This is a genomic window from Actinomycetospora sp. 2LY8.5 (assembly GCF_057180585.1).
In genome coordinates this window covers 35,209-56,013 of record NZ_JBXUHE010000015.1, presented here as the reverse complement: position 1 = coordinate 56,013, position 20,805 = coordinate 35,209, and the positions used below count along the sequence as shown (strand labels likewise).

The 20,805-nt window shown below is 72.3% G+C and carries 24 protein-coding genes; 16 read left to right on the top strand and 8 right to left on the bottom strand.

Going from position 1 to position 20,805, the window contains the following annotated elements; translation table 11 throughout:
* Nucleotides 1-22 precede the first annotated feature (22 nt).
* The 10 genes from rd (at nt 23) to AC2A1K_RS17835 (ending at nt 6,509) form a co-directional block, all read left to right on the top strand.
* Entirely contained in the window at nt 23-238 is a 216-nt protein-coding gene (rd, locus tag AC2A1K_RS17880) for a rubredoxin (RefSeq protein WP_483897650.1), read from the top strand.
* A gap of 13 nt (nt 239-251) precedes the next feature.
* The gene (locus AC2A1K_RS17875; protein WP_483897649.1) at nt 252-1,016 is read left to right on the top strand and encodes a ribonucleotide-diphosphate reductase subunit beta; all 765 of its coding nucleotides are present in this window, start codon (nt 252-254) and stop codon (nt 1,014-1,016) included.
* Nucleotides 1,017-1,090: 74 nt separating this feature from the next.
* A complete protein-coding gene (gene pqqA / locus AC2A1K_RS17870; RefSeq protein ID WP_483897648.1) occupies nt 1,091-1,183 on the top strand; it encodes a pyrroloquinoline quinone precursor peptide PqqA in 93 nt (30 codons plus the stop codon).
* A gap of 98 nt (nt 1,184-1,281) precedes the next feature.
* On the top strand, nt 1,282-2,280 hold the full coding sequence (pqqB, locus tag AC2A1K_RS17865) for a pyrroloquinoline quinone biosynthesis protein PqqB (protein WP_483897647.1): 999 nt from the start codon (nt 1,282-1,284) through the stop codon (nt 2,278-2,280).
* Between the two features lie 8 nt (nt 2,281-2,288).
* Nucleotides 2,289-3,059: a pyrroloquinoline-quinone synthase PqqC gene (pqqC, locus tag AC2A1K_RS17860; RefSeq protein WP_483897646.1), complete on the top strand. Its 771-nt coding sequence runs from the start codon at nt 2,289-2,291 to the stop codon at nt 3,057-3,059.
* Nucleotides 3,056-3,337: a pyrroloquinoline quinone biosynthesis peptide chaperone PqqD gene (gene pqqD, locus AC2A1K_RS17855; RefSeq protein ID WP_483897645.1), complete on the top strand. Its 282-nt coding sequence runs from the start codon at nt 3,056-3,058 to the stop codon at nt 3,335-3,337. Before pqqC ends, pqqD begins: the two co-directional genes overlap by 4 nt.
* Nucleotides 3,330-4,454 carry a pyrroloquinoline quinone biosynthesis protein PqqE gene (gene pqqE, locus AC2A1K_RS17850; RefSeq protein WP_483897644.1) on the top strand — a complete coding sequence of 375 codons (1,125 nt, stop codon included), beginning with the start codon at nt 3,330-3,332 and terminating at the stop codon, nt 4,452-4,454. The genes pqqD and pqqE overlap by 8 nt, the downstream gene beginning before the upstream one ends.
* Before the next feature lie 24 nt (nt 4,455-4,478).
* The gene (locus AC2A1K_RS17845; protein WP_483897643.1) at nt 4,479-4,760 is read left to right on the top strand and encodes an amphi-Trp domain-containing protein; all 282 of its coding nucleotides are present in this window, start codon (nt 4,479-4,481) and stop codon (nt 4,758-4,760) included.
* A gap of 86 nt (nt 4,761-4,846) precedes the next feature.
* On the top strand, nt 4,847-5,431 hold the full coding sequence (locus tag AC2A1K_RS17840) for a TMEM165/GDT1 family protein (protein ID WP_483897642.1): 585 nt from the start codon (nt 4,847-4,849) through the stop codon (nt 5,429-5,431).
* A 7-nt stretch (nt 5,432-5,438) separates the two neighbouring features.
* Entirely contained in the window at nt 5,439-6,509 is a 1,071-nt protein-coding gene (locus tag AC2A1K_RS17835) for a sodium:calcium antiporter (RefSeq protein WP_483897641.1), read from the top strand.
* 73 nt (nt 6,510-6,582) lie between these two features.
* Here AC2A1K_RS17835 and fdhA read toward each other — a convergent pair whose 3' ends face one another.
* Nucleotides 6,583-7,797 (bottom strand): formaldehyde dehydrogenase, glutathione-independent, encoded by a 1,215-nt coding sequence (gene fdhA / locus AC2A1K_RS17830; protein WP_483897640.1) that lies wholly within the window; start codon nt 7,795-7,797, stop codon nt 6,583-6,585.
* 371 nt (nt 7,798-8,168) lie between these two features.
* Between fdhA and AC2A1K_RS17825 the strand changes: the two genes are divergently transcribed.
* Complete coding sequence (locus AC2A1K_RS17825) at nt 8,169-8,555, top strand: NUDIX hydrolase (RefSeq protein WP_483897639.1); 387 nt, start codon at nt 8,169-8,171, stop codon at nt 8,553-8,555.
* A 65-nt stretch (nt 8,556-8,620) separates the two neighbouring features.
* Here the strand turns inward: AC2A1K_RS17825 and AC2A1K_RS17820 are convergent, their stop codons facing one another.
* The 3 genes from AC2A1K_RS17820 to thyX all read right to left on the bottom strand — a co-directional run bounded on the left by AC2A1K_RS17820 (nt 8,621) and on the right by thyX (nt 11,882).
* Nucleotides 8,621-10,399, bottom strand: a complete 1,779-nt coding sequence (locus AC2A1K_RS17820; RefSeq protein WP_483897638.1) for a ribonuclease J — start codon at nt 10,397-10,399, stop codon at nt 8,621-8,623.
* 71 nt (nt 10,400-10,470) lie between these two features.
* On the bottom strand, nt 10,471-11,103 hold the full coding sequence (locus AC2A1K_RS17815; RefSeq protein WP_483897637.1) for a TIGR03085 family metal-binding protein: 633 nt from the start codon (nt 11,101-11,103) through the stop codon (nt 10,471-10,473).
* A 29-nt stretch (nt 11,104-11,132) separates the two neighbouring features.
* A complete protein-coding gene (thyX, locus tag AC2A1K_RS17810; RefSeq protein WP_483897708.1) occupies nt 11,133-11,882 on the bottom strand; it encodes an FAD-dependent thymidylate synthase in 750 nt (249 codons plus the stop codon).
* 138 nt (nt 11,883-12,020) lie between these two features.
* On the opposite strand from thyX, the gene AC2A1K_RS17805 reads away from it, so the two are divergent.
* Both AC2A1K_RS17805 and AC2A1K_RS17800 read left to right on the top strand, forming a co-directional pair.
* Nucleotides 12,021-12,803 carry a toxin-antitoxin system HicB family antitoxin gene (locus tag AC2A1K_RS17805; protein WP_483897636.1) on the top strand — a complete coding sequence of 261 codons (783 nt, stop codon included), beginning with the start codon at nt 12,021-12,023 and terminating at the stop codon, nt 12,801-12,803.
* On the top strand, nt 12,800-13,744 hold the full coding sequence (locus AC2A1K_RS17800; protein WP_483897635.1) for a DUF4097 family beta strand repeat-containing protein: 945 nt from the start codon (nt 12,800-12,802) through the stop codon (nt 13,742-13,744). The genes AC2A1K_RS17805 and AC2A1K_RS17800 overlap by 4 nt, the downstream gene beginning before the upstream one ends.
* A 157-nt stretch (nt 13,745-13,901) precedes the next feature.
* Here the strand turns inward: AC2A1K_RS17800 and AC2A1K_RS17795 are convergent, their stop codons facing one another.
* The 3 genes from AC2A1K_RS17795 to AC2A1K_RS17785 all read right to left on the bottom strand — a co-directional run bounded on the left by AC2A1K_RS17795 (nt 13,902) and on the right by AC2A1K_RS17785 (nt 17,362).
* The gene (locus tag AC2A1K_RS17795) at nt 13,902-14,657 is read right to left on the bottom strand and encodes a succinate dehydrogenase/fumarate reductase iron-sulfur subunit (protein WP_483897634.1); all 756 of its coding nucleotides are present in this window, start codon (nt 14,655-14,657) and stop codon (nt 13,902-13,904) included.
* A 13-nt stretch (nt 14,658-14,670) separates the two neighbouring features.
* A complete protein-coding gene (locus tag AC2A1K_RS17790; protein WP_483897707.1) occupies nt 14,671-16,581 on the bottom strand; it encodes a fumarate reductase/succinate dehydrogenase flavoprotein subunit in 1,911 nt (636 codons plus the stop codon).
* An 85-nt stretch (nt 16,582-16,666) separates the two neighbouring features.
* A complete protein-coding gene (locus tag AC2A1K_RS17785) occupies nt 16,667-17,362 on the bottom strand; it encodes a succinate dehydrogenase cytochrome b subunit (RefSeq protein ID WP_483897633.1) in 696 nt (231 codons plus the stop codon).
* 76 nt (nt 17,363-17,438) lie between these two features.
* On the opposite strand from AC2A1K_RS17785, the gene AC2A1K_RS17780 reads away from it, so the two are divergent.
* Entirely contained in the window at nt 17,439-18,383 is a 945-nt protein-coding gene (locus AC2A1K_RS17780; RefSeq protein WP_483897632.1) for a LysR family transcriptional regulator, read from the top strand.
* Here the strand turns inward: AC2A1K_RS17780 and AC2A1K_RS17775 are convergent.
* Complete coding sequence (locus AC2A1K_RS17775) at nt 18,353-19,600, bottom strand: winged helix-turn-helix domain-containing protein (RefSeq protein WP_483897706.1); 1,248 nt, start codon at nt 19,598-19,600, stop codon at nt 18,353-18,355. The genes AC2A1K_RS17780 and AC2A1K_RS17775 overlap by 31 nt on opposite strands.
* Before the next feature lie 153 nt (nt 19,601-19,753).
* Here AC2A1K_RS17775 and AC2A1K_RS17770 point away from each other — a divergent pair, with 153 nt between their 5' ends.
* A complete protein-coding gene (locus AC2A1K_RS17770) occupies nt 19,754-20,020 on the top strand; it encodes a hypothetical protein (protein WP_483897631.1) in 267 nt (88 codons plus the stop codon).
* Nucleotides 20,021-20,357: 337 nt separating this feature from the next.
* Nucleotides 20,358-20,774 (top strand): wax ester/triacylglycerol synthase domain-containing protein, encoded by a 417-nt coding sequence (locus AC2A1K_RS17765; protein ID WP_483897630.1) that lies wholly within the window; start codon nt 20,358-20,360, stop codon nt 20,772-20,774.
* The last annotated feature ends 31 nt before the right edge of the window (nt 20,775-20,805 follow it).

Here is a 20,805-nt window from a genome sequence, read left to right as displayed (position 1 = left end):
CGGCAAACCGTCAGGAGATCCGATGACCGTCGAGCAGACAGCGTCGCGGCCCGCGGCCAAGCGCTGGCTCTGCGAAATGTGTGGGTTCATCTATGATCCGGAGGAGGGAGACCCCGACAGCGGCATCCCGCCCGGGACGCCCTTCGAGGACATCCCCGACGACTGGATGTGCCCGATCTGCGGCGCCGAGAAGGCGGACTTCCGCGAGGTGGAACCGGGCGAGTTCCCGGAGATGTGAGGATGCTGCATACATGATCACCGGGTACGGCCACTTCGCCCAGCTCGCGGAATCGCTGCAGTGGGACGAGAACGCCATCGACCTCACGGCCGACATCGAGGCCTTCGGACAGCTCGACCAGGACGAGTACGACCAGGTCCTGGGCCTGCTCGCCGGCTTCTGCATCGGTGAGACCTCGGTGGCCACGCACCTCACCTCGTTCCACGCCGCGGCCAGCAGCGACGACAAGATGGCCGAGGTCTTCCAGGCCCAGGCCCGCGACGAGGCCCGCCACGCCCGCTTCTTCGACCGCGTGGTGCGAGAGGTCTGCGGCGTCCCCGGTGCGGCCATGACCGAGCGGGTCGACGCCCTGCGCGACCGCGTGAGCCCGGACCTCGTCGAGCTCTTCGAGCAGCGCCTCCCCGCGATCGCGGAGCAGGTCGCCCAGGACCACGAGAACCTCACGGCCGCCGTCGGGCTCTACCACATGATCCTCGAGGGCGTGGTGCTCACGGCGGGTCAGCACGCACTGCTCGAGACGCTCAAGGGGCTCTCGGTCAAGATGCCCGGCGTCGTCAAGGGAATGGAGCTCGTGCTGCGCGACGAGCGCTGGCACATCGGGTTCGGCTCGCGCATCATCCAGAGCGCCGACGTCGTCGACGATGAGATGGAGGAACTGCTGGCACAGGGGACGAAAGCGGCGTCCGCGTGGGGCGACCTCATCGCCCAGGACGACATCGCCCATGTGGAGCACCTCCATCAGCGCCGGCTGAAGTCCGTCGGTATCAAATTCTGGTGATCGTGCGCGCTGCTCCGGCGGCGCGCGGCAGGTAACGTCGCTCGAGGAGTGATCGAGAGGAGGTGGCCGCAATCATGGAGTCGCTCTCCGTCTGGGAGACCCCCGAGTTCGAAGAGTTCGGTGTCGCCCCCGAGGTGACGATGTACGTCGCTCAGCTCAGCGACTGACGGCTGACTGACGACACGTGCGACAGGGGCGTCGGAAATGTCATTCCGGCGCCCCTGACGCTGTCGCGGAGCAATGGCGCGAAGGAGGACGAACGGCGATGTGGCTGCGGGTGCTCGGCGCCGGCGCGGGTGGCGGCTTCCCCCAGTGGAACTGCGGGTGCCCCGGTTGCCGCGCGGTCCGGGCCGGCTCGCGGCCCGCCCACCCGCGGACCCAGTCGTCGATCGCCGTGAGCGCCGACCGCAGCACGTGGTTCCTGGTCAACGCCTCCCCCGACCTGCGCGCGCAGATCGAGGCGACCCCCGTGCTCCGGCCCCGCTCGAAGCGCGACAGCCCGATCGCCGCCGTCCTCGTCACCGACGCCGAGCTCGACCACACCATGGGCCTGCTCCTGCTGCGCGAGGGCCCGGGTGTCGAGCTGCACGCCACTGACGCGTCGTTCGAGACCCTGCGCAGCGGCACGGGTTTCCTCACGACGCTGCAGCGCTACACCCAGGTGACGACGCGGCGCGTCGTCCCCGGCGAGACCGTCGCGCTCGGCGAGGGCCTGACCTACACCGCGTTCGACGCGCCGACGGCGAAGAAGGCCCGGTTCGCCGGAGACGCAGCGCAGCGGAGCTCGACCATCGGGGCCGGAGACGCAGCGCAGCGGAGCTCGACCATCGGGGCCGGAGACGCAGCGCAGCCGAGCTCGACCATCGGAACGACCGAGGACGTCGGCCGCGTGGTGGGCTACCGCTTCACCGACACCGCCACCGGGCGCACCGCGGTGTACCTGCCCGGCGTCCAGGAGGTGACCCCTGCGGTGCACGACGAGCTGGCGGCCGCCGACGCCGTGCTCGTCGACGGCACGACCTGGACCGACGACGAGATGATCCGCCTGGGCCTGGCCTCGAAGACCGCCCACGACATGGGCCACATGGCCGTCGACGGGCCGGACGGGAGCCTCGCGGTGCTGGCCGGGCTCCCGGCCGAACGCAAGATCTACGTGCACATCAACAACACGAACCCGATGCTGCTCGAGGACTCCCCCGAGTACGCGACGGTCGCCACCCGCGGGGTGGAGATCGCCGTCGACGGGCTCGAGGTGGAGGTCTGAGGAGCGGCATGACGGTCACCCACGAGACCAACGGCACCGGCACCGGGAACGAGGCGGCGCCGGGCACGGCGGTCGGCCCGGAGGCCCTGGTGGAGCGGCTGCGCTCCCAGGCCACGCGCTATCACAGCGAGCACGACTTCCACGTGCGCATGAACGCCGGGGAGCTCTCGCCGGAGCAGATCCGGGGCTGGGTGGCCAACCGCTTCTGTTACCAGGAGGCGATCCCGCGCAAGGACGCCGCGATCCTCGGCAACTGCCCCGACCGCGAGGTCCGCCAGCGCTGGATCCGGCGGATCACCGACCACGACGGCACTGTCGGCGACGGAGGTACCACCGAGGGCGGCATCGAGGCCTGGCTGCGTCTCGGCGAGGCCTGCGGCCTGGAGCGCGCCGAGATGGAGGACGGCCGGCACATCGTCCCGGGCGTGCGCTTCGCGGTGGACGCCTACGTGACCTTCGCGCGCACGCGGCCGTGGGTCGAGGCCGTCGCCTCGTCGCTCACCGAGCTGTTCGCGCCGAGCCTCATGGCCCAGCGGCTCGCGGCGTTCGAGAAGCACTACACGTGGATCGACAGGGACGGCCTCGACTACTTCCGCAACCGGCTGCACCAGGCACCGCGCGACTCCGAGCACGCGCTGGAGATCGTCAAGGAGCACTGCCGCACGGCCGAGTCGCAGGAGTCCGCGGTCGCCGCGCTCGCGTTCAAGAACGACGTGCTGTGGAGCATGATGGACGCGATTGACATCGCTTACCCTGCGAACCGGGCGTATCCCTCGTGACCAGCACGGTTCCGCGCACCGGGCGGCCGCATCTCGCCCGGTTCGTCAAGACGCGCTACGACTCCGCGCGGGAGCGGCAGGTGCTGCTCGGGCCCGAGACCGTCGTGGTGCTCAACCCCACCGGGGCCGACATCCTCGGGCTCTGCGACGGCACGCGCACCGTCGCCGAGATCGTCGAGGAGCTCGGCCGCCGGTACGACCGCGTCGTCGACGACGAGGTGGAGGCGTTCCTCGCCAAGCTCGTCAGCAGGCGCTGGGTGGAGATCGATCATGATTGACGGCCCCCTCGGCGTGCTGGCCGAGCTGACCCACGCATGCCCGCTGTCGTGCTCGTACTGCTCCAACCCGCTGGAGCTCACCAAGCGCTCCGAGGAGCTCTCGACCGACGAGTGGCGCCGGGTGCTCGACGAGGCCGCCGACCTCGGCGTGCTGCAGAGCCACTTCTCGGGCGGCGAGCCGCTGCTGCGACGCGACCTCGTCGACCTCGTGCGCCACGCGAGCGGGCTCGGGATGTACACGAACCTCGTCACCAGCGCGATCGGCCTGTCGCAGCCGCGCGCGGAGGCGCTGCGCGACGCCGGTCTCGACCATGTCCAGGTCAGCATCCAGGCCGACGAGCCGGTGCTCTCCGACCGGCTCGCCGGCATCTCCTCGTTCGACAGGAAGATCGAGGCGGCCCGGCTGGTCAAGGAGCTGGGCTGGCCGCTGACCCTCAACGTCGTGCTGCACCGGCAGAACATCGACCGGATCGCGGCGATCCTCGACCGGGTCGAGGAGCTGGGGGCCGACCGGGTCGAGCTCGCCAACACCCAGTACTACGGGTGGGCGCTGCGCAACCGCGAGGCCCTGCTGCCGAGCCGCGAGCAGCTCGAGCACGCCGAGAAGGTCAGCCGCGAGGCCCGCGAGCGCCTCCGCGGGAAGACCGACGTCATCTACGTCATCCCCGACTACTACGCCGAGTACCCCAAGCCCTGCATGGGCGGCTGGGGGTCGCGCCAGCTCGTCGTCGGGCCCGAGGGCAACGCCTGGCCGTGCCTGTCGGCCCACGAGCTGCCGCTGCCGCGGGCCAACGTCCGCGAGCACGACCTCGCCTGGATCTGGCGAGAGTCGCCCCTGTTCTCGGAGTTCCGCGGCACCGGCTGGATGCCGGACCCGTGCCGCAGCTGCGAGCGCCGCGAGGTCGACCTCGGCGGGTGCCGCTGCCAGGCGTTCCAGCTCACCGGCGACATGTACCGCACCGACCCGGTCTGCGTGCTCTCCCCCGACCGCCACCTGATCGACGAGGCGGTGGCCGAGGCCAACGACCCGGCCGCCGCCCCCGCGGCGGGGTCGACGCGGGAACCGGTCTTGGTGCCGATGCCGGATGTCGTCGCCCGCCCCCACCGCGCAGACTGAGGGGTCCCGCGCGAGGAGGCCGAGATGGGCAAGGGCGAGATCGAGCAGAAGGCCAGGCTGTCACGGCGGGAGGCCGCGCGGTGGCTCGCCGAGCTCGCACGGGCGCTCGACACCGACGGCCCGGTCGAGGTCGCGCTCTCCGGGGCGCCGGTGACCCTGCACGTCGCCGACGACCTCCAGGTGGAGCTGGAGATCGAGCCGTACGGCGACAAGGTCGAGCTGGAGATCGAGCTCACGTGGCGGGCGCCGCGCCGTGAGCAGGCAGCGTCACAGGATCCGCCCTTCGCGAGGGCCGCACAGCCCTGACCTCGGCCACGGCGGCACCGCCGACGTGGCCCGCACCGCGGCTCCCGTCCTTGCGGGCGGGGTCGGCGGGGAGTACTCAGGTCCGCGTGTCCGTGATCGCCGTCACCTTCCTCATCGTCGCCCTGGCGGAGATCGCGGACACCAGCGGCCTCGTGACGCTCGTCCTCGCCACCCGGTTCCCGGCCCGCTGGGTGCTCCTCGGCGTCTGCGCCGGGATGCTCGTGCACGTCGGCATCGCCGTCGCGGCGGGAAGCCTCGTCGGTCTGCTCCCCGAGCGTCCCCTCGAGGCGGTCCTCGCGGTGATGTTCCTGCTCGGCGCGTTCCTCACGATCCGCGAGGCCATGGAGGACGACGACGATGACGACGGCGACGACGAGCGGGAGGCGCCGCGGACCCGCTGGGCCGTCGTGGCCACCGCCTTCGGCATCACGGCGCTCTCGGAGCTCGCGGACCCCTCGCAGATCCTCACCGCGACGCTGACCGCGCAGTACGACGATCCGGTCCGGGTGGGCATCGGGGCGCTCGTCGGCCTCTGGGCGGTGTCCGCGCTCGCGGTGTACGGCGGCCATCGCCTGCGCCAGGTGGTGCCCGTGAAGTGGGTGGCGTGGGTGGCCGGTGCCATCATGGTGGTGCTCGCCGTGATCAGCGCGGTCGAGGCGATCAGAGGCTAGAGCACCCGTGATCCCCCTCGTCGAGTTCGTCCTCGGCGTCGCCGTCCTCGTCTACAGCGCCGAGAAGCTCATCGGCCACCTCGTCGGGGTGGCGAGCCGGTGGGCGATCTCGCTCTTTCTCGTCGCGATCGTCTTCACCGGCATCGAGTTCGACGACCTCGCGTTCGGCCTGGCCCTCGGCCTGGAGGACCTCCACGAGGTCGCGCTCGGCACCGTCATCGGGACGACGATCGCCATGCCCGGGCTCGTGCTCGCCCTCGCCGCGATCGTCGCGCCGACCAGCGTGCAGGTCCCCCGGGACTACCTCGGCCTCTACATGGGCGCGCCGCTGGTGATGTACGCGCTCGCGCTCACCGGAACGCTCGGCGCAGCCGCCGGCGTCGCGCTCCTGGCGCTGTTCGCCGTCTTCGTCGGGTGGATCGCGCTGCGCGAGTACGCCGCGCGGCGCCCGGTCTGGCGCGACGCCGCGCTCTACGAGCAGATCGACCGCGTGACGCTCGGCGGCGGGGTGGCGTCGCGGCGGGGGCGCGCGCCCGCCGGTCCGCACCGCGCCGAACCGCCGGCCGGCCGGCGGATCGACGAGGGCTTCCTGCGCGCCCGGCAGCACTCGCCCGCCGGCACGGTGGCGCTCGCCGTGCTCGCGCTCGCCGGGCTCGTCGTCGGCGCCGCGGTCGCGGGTGCGGGCACCGAAGGCATCCTCGAGCAGTTCGCTGTCGAGGGAACGGTCTTCGGCGTCACGATCGCGACGCTGGCCCTGTCGCTGGAGGACCTCCTGCTCACCGCCGAGCCGGCCCGCCGCGGCGCGCCGGAGATCGCGGTCGCGAACGTCGTCGGCAGCGTCGCGTTCTCGGTGACCGGCAAGCTCGGGATCGTCCTGCTCGCCGGCGGCGCGATCGTCGTCGCGCCCGAGGTCGTGCAGTGGCACCTGCCGGTGCTCGTGCTGATGACGGCGGCGTCGGCCGTGATGCTCGCGAGCGGGCGGTTGCGTCGGCGGCACGGCGTGGTCCTGCTCGCCGCCTACGTCACCTACTTCGTGGTCAGCCTGGTCTTGTTCGGCGGGGTCCCGGTCGGGGACTGACGGTCGCCGTCGGCGCGTCGGCTCCGCTTCGCCGCGTGCCGCCGACCCCCGACCGGGACACCGGATGCCGCTCTCAGGCCGCGATCGACCCGTGCGGGTCGATGACGTACTTGCGGGCAACGCCCGAGTCGAACCGGGCGTAGCCCTGCGGTGCGTCGTCGAGCGAGATGACGGTCGCGTTGACCGCCTTCCCGATCTGCACCCGATCGCCGAGGATCGCCTGCATCAGCTGCCGGTGATAGCGCATCACCGGGCACTGACCGGTGGTGAACGAGTGCGACTTCGCCCAGCCGAGCCCGATCCGGATCGAGAGACTCCCGACCTTCGCCGCGTCGTCCACCGCTCCCGGGTCACCGGTGACGTAGAGGCCCGGGATACCCAGCTTCCCGGCGGCCCGGGTGATCTCCATGATCGAGTTCAGGACCGTCGCCGGCTGCTCGTGGTCCGAGTCCTTGCCGTGGCCCCGCGCCTCGAAGCCCACCGCGTCCACCGCGGCGTCGACCACCGGCTCGCCGACGATCTGCTCGAGCTTGTCGGGCAGCGAGCCCTCCTCGGCGAGGTCGACCGTCTCGGCGCCGATGGCGTTCCGCGCGTGCTCGAGGCGTTCCGTGTTCATGTCTCCGACGATCACCGCGGCCGCACCGAGCAGCTGGGCCGACGCCGCGGCCGCGAGCCCCACCGGTCCGGCGCCGGCGATGTAGACCGTCGACCCCGTGGTGACGCCGGCGCTCACGCAGCCGTGGTACCCGGTCGGGAAGATGTCCGACAGCATGGTCAGGTCGAGGATCTTCTCCATGGCCTGGTCTCGGTCGGGGAACTTCAGCAGGTTCCAGTCGGCGTAGGGCACCATGACGTACTCGGCCTGGCCGCCCTGCCAACCGCCCATGTCGACGTAGCCGTAGGCCGAGCCCGGGCGGTCCGGATTGACGTTGAGGCAGACGCCGGTGTGCCCCTCCTTGCACATCCGGCAGCGGCCGCAGGCGATGTTGAACGGCACCGAGCAGAGGTCGCCCTGCTTGATGAACTCGACGTCGCGACCGACCTCGACGACCTCGCCGGTGATCTCGTGGCCGAGGATCAGCCCGGGCGGAGCCGTGGTCCGTCCGCGCACCATGTGCTGGTCGGAGCCGCAGATGTTCGTGGCCACCAGTTTGAGGATGACGCCGTGGGGACATTGGCGCCCCACGTTGGCCGGGTTCACCCCCGGCCCGTCCTTGAGCTCCAGGCCCGGATACTCCACGTCCTGGATCTCGACCTTCATCGGTTCGATGTACGCAACGGCCTTCATGGGCGCTCCTCGTGGATGTCTGGCGGACCGGACGACCCGGCGAAGGCCGTCGCAGCGGGCTGACTCCCCGATTCTGGAACGATCAGTGGCCCACGTCACTCACGCTGTCGCAGGAGAAGATCGCGTCCGAACGGACGCGCGCCGGTGGTGGGTGCCGGAGACCCCTTCGTGTGCCGCGCGATGCGTTCGTTCCGCGGCTACAGCGCGGTCTCGCCCGGGCGACGAGAGCGACGCCGGCCCGCGCGGCCGTGGGAGTCGGCGAGGTCGCCGTCGTGACGCGGCGGGCGACACACTGCGCGGAGGTGGTCACCTCGGCGGCGTCGGAGGCGGTCACGCGCCGTAGCCTGGTCGCCGGGCACGAGGAGGCGCGCATGAGCAGGGACGCACAGCTCGTCCTCGCCGTGGTGACGGCGCCGCCCGGCCGGCTGCTACTCGTCCACCGGCCGGGGGAGATGCCGCCGGCGGTCCTGCCCGGCGGCCGCCCGCAGCCCAAGGAGTCGCCCGGCGCGACCGCCGAGCGCGGCTGTCTCGAGGAGACCGGTGTGGCGGTCCGCTCCGGGCGCCAGCTCGGGCGCTTCAACCACGACGGCATCGCCACGATCTACGTCGCGGCGAGCCCGGTGCACGAGGTCGACCCCGAGGAGATCCCCGACAGCGTGCGCGCCGGCTGGTACCTCCACGACCAGGTCGACCTCGTGCTCCCGAACCTCTGGGCCCCGGTGCGTCACCACCTGGAGAAGACGATCCGTCGGCGCTGAGGCACGAAGCACGGAGAGGAGCACGCCGAGAGGGGAGCTGCCTCGCCGGAGGCGAACGACGACGCTCAGACCGGCAGGACCGTCGGCACGATCATCGGCCGGCGGCGGTAGGTCTCCCCCACCCACTTGCCGACGACGCGCCGCACCGCCTGCGCGATCCGGTGGGTGTCGGTGATGCCCTCGGCCTCGGTGCGCGAGAGCTCCATCTCCACGAGGGACACGACGTTCTCCAGCGCCTTGGGGTCGTCGGAGAACCCGCGGCCGGAGATCTTCGGCGCGGACACGGCCCGCCCGGTGCTCGCCTCGACGGCGACGGTGATCGCGATGAAGCCGCCCTCGCCGAGCACCATCCGGTCCGAGAGCGTCGACTCGCCGACGTCGCCGACCTGGTTGCCGTCGACGTAGACGTGGCCGACCTCGACCCGCCCGCTGATCGCCGCGCGCCCGTCGACGAGGTCGACGACGACGCCGTCCTCGGCGATCACGACGTTCTCGACGCCGGTGCGCCGGGCGATCTCTGCGTTGGCGCGCAGGTGGCGCCACTCGCCGTGCACCGGCATGACGTTGCGCGGTCGCAGCGCGTTGTAGAGGAACAGCAGCTCGCCCGCCGACGCGTGACCGGAGACGTGCACCCGGGCGACCCCGGAGTGCACGACCTCGGCGCCGAGGCGGGTGAGCCCGTTGATCACGGCGAAGACGGCCGTCTCGTTGCCCGGGATGAGGCTGGAGAGGAGCACGACGGTGTCGCCCGGGGTGATCGTGATCTGGCGGTGGTCGCCGCGAGCCATGCGTCCGAGCGCCGACAGCGGCTCGCCCTGCGAGCCCGTCGACACCAGCACGACGTCCTTCTCGGGCATGGCCAGCGCGTCGTCCAGGTCGACGAGCAGGCCCTCGGGCACGTGCAGCAGGCCGAGCTCGGTCGCGATGCCCATGTTGCGCACCATCGAGCGGCCCGTGAAGCACACCTTGCGCCCGTGCCGGGCGGCCGTGTCGAGCACCTGCTGGACGCGGTGCACGTGACTGGCGAAGCACGCGACGATCAGGCGGCTCGGTGCCTTGCGGAACACGTCGTCGATCACCGGGGCGATGTCGCGCTCCGGGGTGACGAAGCCCGGGACCTCGGCGTTGGTCGAGTCGACGAGCAGCAGGTCGACGCCCTCGTCGCCGAGCCGGGAGAAGCCGGCGAGGTCGGTGAGCCGGCCGTCGAGGGGCAGCTGGTCGAGCTTGATGTCGCCGGTGTGCAGGACGGTGCCGCCCGGCGTGCGGACGGCGACGGCCAATGCGTCGGGGATCGAGTGGTTGACCGCGAAGAACTCGCAGTCGAACGTGCCGTGGTGGTTGCGCTCGCCCTCGCGGACCTCGAGGAGGTGCGGGGTGAGCCGGTGCTCCCGGCACTTGGCCTCGACCAGCGCGAGCGTGAACCGCGAGCCGACGACGAGCAGGTCCGGGCGCTGGCGCAGCAGGAACGGCACGGCGCCGATGTGGTCCTCGTGCCCGTGGGTGAGCACCAGCGCGTCGACGTCGTCGAGGCGGTCCTCGACGGCGCGGAAGTCGGGCAGGATCAGGTCGACGCCGGGCGAGTCCTCGGACGGGAACAGCACGCCGCAGTCGACGATCAGCAGGCGCCCGCCGTACTCCAGCACGGTCATGTTGCGCCCGACCTCGCCGATGCCGCCGAGGGCGACGACGCGCAGGGCGCCCTCGGGCGTCGGCGGCGGCGCGCCCTCGGAGCCCGGTACCGACTGGGTCGGCACGCCGGAGCCGCGGGCGCAGTCGTGGCTCGCGTGCTCCTGCTGCTGGGCCTGCTGGCCGTTGTCGGGGCGGCGGGCGGTGGAGCGGCTCATCGGGCGGTGTCCGGGACGAGGGTGGGGATCGGGGCCTCCTGGGGCGGGTGGGTCGGAGAACGGTGTGCGGGCTACAGCCCGCGGTCGAGCGCCATCACGGTGGCGACGTCGGCGGGCTCGCCCTCGGGGTGCACGACGCACTCGTCGCGCCCCGCCGCGTGCAGCAGCAGCTCGCCCGGCTCACCGGTGAGGATCACGGTGCGCGGACCGGAGCGTACGGCGTGTTCCTCGCCGTCGGGACGGCGCAGCGTCACGGCGACCGGGCTGGAGCGGTAGCTCAGCCGGCCGAGCAGGCCGACCATGCGCCAGATCGTGCGGTCGCGCGTCTCGTCCGGCGGGCGCGGCGACCACCCGGCCTGCGCCCGGCGCACGTCCTCGTGGTGGATGAAGAACTCCTGGACGTCGACCGCTCGCAGTGGTGGCAACGCCATCGGGCTCCAGAACGGCGGGCCCGACCGCAAGGTACCCACGAGGTCGCCGAAGTCGCCCCGGGCGAGCGCGGCCTGCACGTGCCCGGTCCACCCCGCGAGCAGCGGGATGAGGATGCCGGGCGCGGCGTCGGGCCGGCGCTCGCGGGTGATCAGGTGCGCGAGCAGGTCGCGCGTGGTCCAGCCCCCGCACAGCGTGGGCTGGTCGGGGCCGAGCCGTAGTAACAGGTCGGCGAGATCGCGACGCTCGGCGTCGGCGATCTGGGCGGCACTCATGGGATTCTCCTACCCGGACGCCACCCGGCTCAGCCCTCGGTGACGAACGGGCTCGCGGCGACCTCGGACCCGCTCGGCAGGCGGCGGATCTCGAAGTCGGCGAACACGTTGGGCACCTCGGCCTGGAGCACCTTCAGGCACGCGATCGCGAGATCGCGGATCTCGACGTCCGCGTGCTCGCTGGCGCGCATCGCGATGAAGTGGCGCCAGGCCCGGTAGTTGCCGGTGACGACGATGCGGGTCTCGGTGGCGTTGGGCAGCACGGCGCGTGCGGCCTGGCGGGCCTGCTTGCGGCGCAGCGTGCGGTTGGGCTCGTCGGCGAAGCGCTCCTCGAGGCCCGCGAGCAGCTTCTCGTACGACGCGAGGGCCGCGGCGCCCGCCTCGGCGAACAGCTGATGCAGCTCGGGGTCGTCGGCGATGACGTCGGGCTCGACCATGGCCGCGTCGCTCTCGGGCACGTAGCGCTGCGAGAGCTGCGAATACGAGAAGTGGCGGTGGCGGATCAGCTCGTGGGTGAGGCTGCGCGACATGCCGGTGAGGTAGAAGCTGACCGACCCGTGCTCGAGCACCGAGAGGTGCCCGACCTCGAGGATGTGCCGCAGGTAGCCGGCGTTGGTCGCCGTCGCCGGGTTCGGCTTGCTCCACGACTGGTAGCAGGCCCGGCCGGCGAACTCGGCGAGCGCCTGACCGCCGTCCGCGTCGGTCTCCCACGGGACCCCCGGCGGCGCGAAGAACTCGGTCTTCGCGATCAGGGTCACCTGAGGGGTCACGGTGTCAATGGTCGAGCTCCGCTCCGCTGCGTCTTCGGTCCCAAGGGCCACACGCCCACGGTACAAGTCGCCCCTGACGGCGTTCGCCGGCCGCGTACTGACACCACGATGGTGGCGATCACGGCCGAATGGTGTCAATGTGGTGTCATGGACCTGACACCGTACGTCGCCGCCCTCCGCGACGACCTCGCCGCGGCCGCCGCGGTCGGCGACGAGGCCACGACCCGGGCGGGCTCCTCGCTCGCCGCCGCCCTCGAGCCCGCCGTCCGCCTGGCGCTCATGAACGCCCTCTCCGACCTCGCCGGCGAGGTCTCCGAGCAGCTCGGCGACCGCACCGTCTCGCTGCGCCTCTCCGGCCGCGAGGTGAAGGTCGTCGTCGACCGCGACCCCGCCGCCGACGGCGGCAACGGCTTCTACGCCGGTCCCGGCTCCTCGCCCTTCGCCGGCACGCCGACCGGCGGCCCCGGCTCGCACGGTCACACCCCGCCGCCCCCGCCTGGGCCCGGCTTCCCCGGTCCCGGCTTCGGCGGGGGCCCGGACGTCGGCGACATCTCGCGGATGACCCTGCGCCTGGTCGACCAGATCAAGGGCCAGGCCGAGAAGGCCGCCGCCGCGCAGGGGATGTCGCTGAACTCCTGGATCGGCCAGGCCGTCCAGGGTGCGCTCCGGCAGCACGGCGGTGTGCGGGGCTGGGACCAGGGATGGGACCGGAACCGGGACTGGGACAAGGACTGGGACAAGGACTGGGACAAGGACTGGGACGAGAACTGGCGCAAGGGCTGGGACCAGGGGGCTCCGTCGTCGCCGTCGGCTCCGTCGTCGTCCTCGGGGGACGACGCCCCGAAGGACTCGCCGCAGGACCCGCCGAAGGACCCCGGCAAGGGTGACGACGACGGCGGCGGGGACGTCTCGGGCTGGGTGCGCGGATGAGTGCCGGACCGGAGAAGACTGCTCGCGAGATCACCGGGAGCGGGTGGGAGCCGGTGACCCTGGACCTCGCGATCGACGCCGGCACGGTGCGGGTGCACCTCGACCCGGGTCCCGAGGACACGGACCGCGCCGTACGGGCGCGTGTGGAAGCGGACCCCGACGCGCCGCCCGGGTGGCTGCGCGGGGTCTCGAAGCTGGTCGGTTTCCTCGGGGCCGACCGCACGCCGATGTCGCCGGAGGATCGGGCGGCCGCGGCCGTCGACGCCACCACGCTCGACTGGGACGCCGACGCCCGCCGCATCACGGTGCGCGGACCGGGCGACCTCGCCCTCCGCGGGATCCCGCTCGCCGTGACCGTCCGCGCGCCGCGCGGCACCGCCCTGCGCCTGCGCGCCGGCGCCGCGCGCATCCGGGTCGAGGGGCGCGCCGACGAGGTCTCGGTGCACAGCACCGGCGAGGTCCGCCTGGACGAGGTCGCCGGGCGCGCCGAGCTGAGCTGCGGGGCCGGCGAGGTCCGCATCGGCCGCCTCGACGGCCCGCTGCGCATGACGGGCGGGGCCGGCGGCGTGCGGGTCGACCACGTCCTCGCGCCCGCCGAGATCAGCACCGGCGCCGGGCGCATCCGGCTCGGCGAGGTGCACGCCGACGTGGCCATCCGGGCCGCGGCCGGCGACGTCCGGGTCGCCGACGCGGTCGCCGGCGAGCTGGAGATCGGAACCGGCGTGGGGTCGCTGTGGATCGGGGTCCATCCCGGCGTCGACGCGAAGGTGGCGCTGCACACCGCGGTGGGGCGCGTGCGCACCGAGCTGCCGGTGCGCGCGGAGCGACCGGAGCAGGACGCTCCGGCCGGCGGGCCGCTGAGCGTCAACGCGCGCACCGGGGCCGGCGACGTGACCGTCGCGACCGCGAAGCCGCGCCCCGCGCTCGCCGCCGCGTCCTGAGCGGGCGGGTCGAGCGAGGGAGTCCCTCGCTGCGTCGCAGGCAGCCGGGGTGACCCTCGCTTCCCCACGTCGCCGCCCCGGGGAACGAGCGAGGGACTCCCCTGCTGCGTCAGGCGCAGCCGGGGTGACCCTCGCTCCCCCCTGGTGCGGGCCCCGCCTAGTCCGAGCGCGCCCCGGTGAGGGTCGCGCCGAGGACGTCGTGGTTCAGCTGCGCGATCGAGGCCAGCGGGATGCCCTTCGGGCACACCTCGTGGCAGGCGCCGACGTTCGTGCAGCCGCCGAAGTCCAGCTCGTCCTGCTTGGCGAGCATGTTCATCGCGCGCGTCGCCCGCTCCGGCTGGCCCTGCGGGAGCAGGCCGAGGTGGGTGACCTTCGCCGAGGTGAACAGCATCGAGCTGCCGTTCGGGCACGCCGCGACACAGGCGCCGCACCCGATGCAGGTGGCGGCGTCGAACGCGTCGTCGGACGAGACCTTGTCCACCGGGATCGCGTGCGCCTCGGGCGCGGAGCCGGTGTTGACCGAGATGTAACCGCCGGCCTTGATGATCTCGTCGAAGGCGCTGCGGTCGGTGACCAGGTCCTTGATCACCGGGAACGCCCTGGCGCGCCACGGCTCGATGTCGATGGTGTCGCCGTCGTTGAAGTGCCGCATGTGCAGCTGGCACGTGGTGGTGTTCTTCTGCGGGCCGTGCGCGGTGCCGTTGATGACCATCGCGCACGAGCCGCAGATGCCCTCGCGGCAGTCGTGGTCGAACGAGACCGGGTCCTTGTCGTCGACGGTCAGCTTCTCGTTGAGCACGTCGAGCATCTCGAGGAACGACATGTCCGGCTCGACGTCGTCGAGCACGTACTTCTGCATCTTGCCCTTGGCCTCGGGCGAGGCCTGACGCCAGATGCGCAGGGTGAGCTTCACTGTGGTGACTCCGCTACTTGTAGCTGCGCTGGCTCGGGTGGACGTAGGAGAACTCGAGGTCCTCCTTGTGCAGCACGGGCCGCTGGTTGTCGCCGCCGTACTCCCAGGCCGCCACGTACGAGAAGTTCTCGTCGTCGCGCTCGGCCTCGCCGTCGGAGGTCTGGTGCTCGACGCGGAAGTGCCCGCCGCAGGACTCCTCGCGGTGCAGCGCGTCCATGCACATGAGCTCCGCGAGCTCCATGAAGTCGGCGACGCGACCGGCCTTCTCCAGGGACTGGTTGAAGCCGTCGCCGGTCCCGACGATCTTGACGTCGCGCCAGAACTCCTCGCGCAGCGAGGGGATCCGGTCGAGGGCCTTCTCCAGGCCCTCCTTGCTGCGGGCCATGCCGCACTGGTCCCACACGAGCTGCCCGAGCTCGCGGTGGAACGAGTCGACGGTGCGGTGCCCGTTGGCCGAGAGGAGCTTGTCGATCCGCCGGCGGGTCGACTCGACGGCCTCGACCACGGCGGGGTGGTCCTCCGGGACGGCGTCGAACGGCGCGTCGGCGAGGTAGTCGGCCACCGTCGTCGGCAGGACGAAGTACCCGTCGGAGAGGCCCTGCATCAGCGCCGACGCGCCGAGGCGGTTCGCCCCGTGGTCGGAGAAGTTCGCCTCGCCGCCGACGAACAGGCCCGGGATGGTCGAGCGCAGGTCGTAGTCGACCCACAGCCCGCCCATCGTGTAGTGGATCGCCGGGTAGATGCGCATCGGGACCTCGTACGGGTCGTCCCCGGTGATGCGCTGGTACATCTCGAACAGGTTCCCGTACTTGGCCTCGACGGCGTGCCGCCCGAGACGCTCGATGGCGTCGGAGAAGTCGAGGTAGACGCCGAGGCCGCCCGGGCCCACGCCGTGCTCGGCGTCGCACATGTTCTTCGCGGCCCGCGAGGCGATGTCGCGCGGGACCAGGTTGCCGAACGCCGGGTACTGGCGCTCGAGGTAGTAGTCCCGCTCGTCCTCGGGGATCTCGCCCGGCGGGCGGTCGTCGCCGCGCTCCTTGGGGACCCACACGCGCCCGTCGTTGCGCAACGACTCCGACATGAGGGTCAGCTTCGACTGGTAGTCGCCGGAGACCGGGATGCACGTCGGGTGGATCTGCGTGTAGCAGGGGTTCGCGAACAGCGCGCCCCGCTTGTGCGCCCGCCAGGCGGCGGTGACGTTCGAGCCCTTGGCGTTCGTCGACAGGTAGAAGACGTTGCCGTAGCCGCCCGAGCAGAGGATGACGACGTCCGCGAGGTGCGTGTCGATCTGGCCGGTGAACAGGTTGCGCGTGACGATCCCGCGTGCCCGCCCGTCGACGACGACGAGGTCGAGCATCTCGGTGCGCGGGTGCATCTCGACGGTGCCGGCCGCGACCTGGCGCTCGAGGGCCTGGTACGCCCCGAGCAGCAGTTGCTGACCCGTCTGCCCGCGGGCGTAGAACGTGCGGGACACCTGCGTGCCGCCGAACGAGCGCGTGTCGAGCAGGCCCGAGTATTCGCGGGCGAACGGCACGCCCTGGGCGACGCACTGGTCGATGATGTTGAGGCTGACCTCGGCCAGGCGGTGGACGTTCGACTCGCGCGAGCGGAAGTCGCCGCCCTTGATCGTGTCGTAGAACAGGCGGTGGACCGAGTCGCCGTCGTAGCGGTAGTTCTTCGCGGCGTTGATCCCGCCCTGGGCGGCGATCGAATGCGCGCGCCGCGGACTGTCCTGGAAGCAGAACGACTTCACGTGGTAGCCGGCCTCGCCCAGCGTCGCGGCGGCCGCACCGCCGGCGAGGCCGGTGCCGACGACGATGACGCTCATCTTCCGGCGATTCGCCGGGTTGACCAGGCGGGCGGAGAACTTGCGGTCGGCCCAGCGGTCGCCGATCGGGCTGTCCGGCGCGCGGGTGTCGCCGATCGGGTCGCCGACGACGTAGCGGCCCTCGCCCTGCGTGGCCGTGGGTTCCTGCTGCGATTCATGGCCGAAGAGATCAGACACTGTGTTACCTCACCAGACCGAACATCACGGACAACGGCACGATCGCGAAGCCGACCGTGATCACCGCGGCCACGACGAAGGAGAAGGTCTTGAGCGCGTTCTGCTTGAGCGCGCTGTTCTGGCCGAACGTCTGGATCGCCGACCAGAGCCCGTGCCGGATGTGGAACCCGAGCGCCACGACGGCGAGGACGTAGAACAGCGCCACGTACCAGCGGTCGAAGCTCGCGACGAGCTTCATGTAGGCGCTCTCGTCGCCGCCGAGGGGGTTCACCGTCCCGGTGGTCAGGTCGAGGATGTGCCAGATCACGAACAGCGCGATGATCACCCCGCCCCAGCGCATCGTGCGGGCCGCGTAGCTGCCCTGCCAGCTCTGCCGGTGCTGGTACCCGACGGGGCGTGCCTTCTTCGCCCGGTACCAGAGCGAGAACGCCGCCCACATGTGCAGGACGACGCTCACGGTCAGGACCAGACGGATGATCCAGAGGACGCCCTCGTACCCGAAGATCGCCTCGCCGATCTCGCGCAGGTGCTGCGAGTAGGCGTCGAAGGCCTCGATCCCGAAGAAGATCTTCAGGTTGCCGATCATGTGGGCGATGACGTAGAGCAGGAAGATTCCGCCGGTCACGGCCATGACCGACTTCTTCCCGACCGAGGTGCCCCACGTCCTCGAGACGATGTTGCGCTGCGGGGTGATGACCACGTGAAAACGGTAGGTCCGCGCGCGACGAAGCGCTAATGCATGCAGCACCGCCATGTCATAGCGTGAAGCTATGGCGATGACCATCAAACAGCTCAGCTACTTCCTCGCTGTGGTGGACACCGGCCGATTCACGCAGGCAGCGGACCTGTGCCGCGTCGCGCAGCCCACGCTGAGCAAACAGATCCGCAGCCTGGAGGACGACCTGGGCGAGACGTTGCTCACGCGGGGTCACGACAACGTCACACCCACTCCGGCGGGCGAGGCACTGCTGCCACTCGCCCGGAGGATCGTCGCCGACTCCGAGACCGCCCGGATGGAGATCGCCGAGCTCGCCGGCCTGCGCAAGGGCAGGCTCCGGCTCGGAGCCACCCCGAGCCTGTGCGTCAGCGTGGTGGCTGACGTGCTCGAGGTCTTCCACGGCCGCTACCCCGGCATCGCCATCCAGGTCTCCGAGGGCGGCTCGCAGGACCTCGTCGCCGACCTCCAGCGCGGCCAGCTCGACTGTGCGTTGGTGATCGACCGCACCGGGTCGACACCCGACCTGGCGCTGACGCCGGTGCTGCGCGAGGAGCTCGTCGTCGTCACGGGGCGTGGCCGTCCCGACCTCGGCGACCACATCGGCGTCGCCGACCTCGCCGCGCACCCGCTCGTCGTCAACCGGCCCGGCTACGAGCTGCGGGAGGTGACGCTCGCGGCCTGCGCGGCCGCCGGCGTCACCCCGCAGATCGCCGTCGAGGGCGGCGAGATGGACGCCCTGCTCCGCATGGTGGAGCGCGGACTCGGGGTGGCCATCGTGCCGAGCCTCGTGCTGGCCGGGCACCCGACGCTGCGCGCCACGCGTCTTGACGGCGGCGCCTGGAGCCACCGCACCATCTCGCTGGCCCACCGCACCGACGTCGCCCCGACCCGCGCCGCGCAGGCCTTCCGCGAGGACCTCCTCGCCGTGCTCGCCCGCACCTCACGCACCGGGCACCTGCCCCCGGGCGTGCGCTACGTCCACCCCCCGACCTTGACGGCCTGACCGAGGGCGTCGGCGAGGTCCCCGCCGCCGTCGACGAGGACGCCCTCGAGGCCGAGCCACCCGGCCATCGTCGCCAGCTCCGCGGCGAGCTCGGCGGCGACCTCGAGCTCGTCCGGATGATCGGGGCCCTCCTCCAGGAACGCGCCCGGCACGCGCAGGACCCCGAGCGCCCGGTCGGCCTTGAGGTCGACCCGCGCCACCAGCCGCCCGTCGAGCAGGAACGGGAAGACATAGTAGCCGTGGGTGCGCTTCTCGGCGGGCGTGTAGATGCCGATGCGGTAGTGGAAGTCGAACAGCCGCAGCGTGCGCGCCCGGAACCAGATGAGCGGGTCGAACGGCGCGAGCAGCGCCCGGCCGGTGACGCGCCGCGGGAGTCGGATGTCGGGCATCCGGTAGGCCGGCGCGGTCCAGCCCTCGACCTGCACCGGCACGAGCTCGCCGCCGTCGACGAGCTCGGCCACCGCCGCCTGGCTCTCGGCCGGGGGCAGGCGGTAGTAGTCGCGCAGGTCGGGCTCGGTGGCGACGCCCAGGACCCGCGCGGCGCGGCGGATCAGCTCGCGCATCGACTCGTCGCGCGCGGGGTCGCGGGCCCGGACCTCGGGCGGCAGCACCCGCTCGGTGAGCTCGTAGGCGCGGCGGAAGCCACGCCGCGTGCCGGTGGTGAGCTCGCCGACCGCGAAGAGGTGCTCGCACGCGACCTTGACGTCCGAGCGCTGCCACCAGCCGCCGTAGGCCCGCGCCCGCCGGTCTCCCCCGCCGCCGAGCACGGCCTCGACCTCCCCGGCCTCGAGCGGGCCGTGCTCCGCGACCGCCGTGGTGACCGCGTCGAGGATCTCGGGATGGTTGTCCAGCGCGGAGCCGAGCCAGCGGCTCCGCCGGGCGGCGTTGTCGCGCATCCGCCACCGGAACAGCGGCCACTCGTCGATCGGCAGCAGGCTCGCCTCGTGGACCCAGAACTCGACCATGGTGCGGCGCCGCCGCTGCGCGGGCGTCTGCGGCCACGCGAGCGCGTCGAGGGTGTCGCGGTCGTACGGGCCCAGGCGGGAGAACAGCGGCGCGTAGTGCGCCCGAACCGCCACGTTGACCGAGTCGAGCTGGAGCAGCCCCAGCCGCTCGACCTCCGCCGCGATCGTGCGCCGCGCGGGAGGCCCGCGCCGCGCCGGCCCGCCGAACCCCTGGGCGGCCACGGCTGCGCGCCGGGCCTGCGCCACCGACATCGTCTCCACGTCCTCGATCCTGCCCGAGGGGGCCGACAGGGAGACGGAGCATCGAGCAGAGCACGCCGAGAGGGGGAGCCCGCCCGTCGACGCAGATCGGAAGAAACCGGCCCGCACCGGCGTTGACCTGGGGGAACAGGATGAGGAGGACCCGTGGTCGGGGATCGTGTGGAGATCGTCGTCGACGCCGGTGGCGCGACGCGGACGTGGGACGTGGAGGCGACCCGGGCGGGGCGGCGCGTGGAGATCGCGCACGGCCGGGGCGTGATCGAGGTCAGCGAGGTGACGCGCGGCGGGACGCCGGTGCGCACCGCGCGGTTCATGTCGTCGCGGGTGCTCGCGCTCGTCGAGCACCCGGCCGGGCCGGCGCGGCTCGCCGACGACGAGCCCCCGGCACTGCCGCTGCCTCGACCCGCCTGAAACACCGGGTGACGAGGCGGGCGCACACGGCGATCACGCTGGTCAGCGCGTCGGCGCTGGCCCAGGATCATCTCGGTGGCCCCCTCGATCCCGGACATGATCGCGGCTGTGCGACGTCCCGCCGACGCCGTGCTCGACCACGTCGGGTCGGGCAGCCAGATCGTCGTCAACTCGTTCAACGGTGAGCCCGCGACGGTGCTCGACGCCCTCGAGGCCGCCGGAGACCGGCTGGACGGCGTCCGGGTGCACCAGATGCTCGCGCCGCGCCCGCGGCCCTCGATCGAGGGCAAGATCCCGGGCCTGCGTCACGTGTCGTGGTTCCTCTCCCCGCGCCCTGGTGGCCGAGCGGTTCGCCCGGCACCTCGACCGCTCCCGGCCGCTGTGGGCGATCGACGTCGCGCCGCTGGCCGGCGGCGGCACGGCCCTGCTCTGGAGGGTGCACCACGCGCTCGCCGACGGGGCGACGATGACGCGCCTGTCGCACACCGTGCTCTACGACGAGGCGCCTGCCGACCCCGCGCCGACCGTGCGGCGGGAGGACCACGAGCGTCGGCGCGCCCACCTCATGGGCGTGATCTCCCGGGAGTTCACGGTCGGGCCGGGGCGCTCCCCGTTCGACGGCGCGATCTCGACCCGCCGCGACGTCGCGTTCGTCGACACGGACCTCGCGGCCCTGCACGCCGCCGCGCGATCGGCCGGGACGACGGTCAACGACGCGTTCCTGGCCGTGCTCGCGGGCGGCCTGCGCCGGTAGGTCGACCACCACGCGGGCACGGTCATCGACC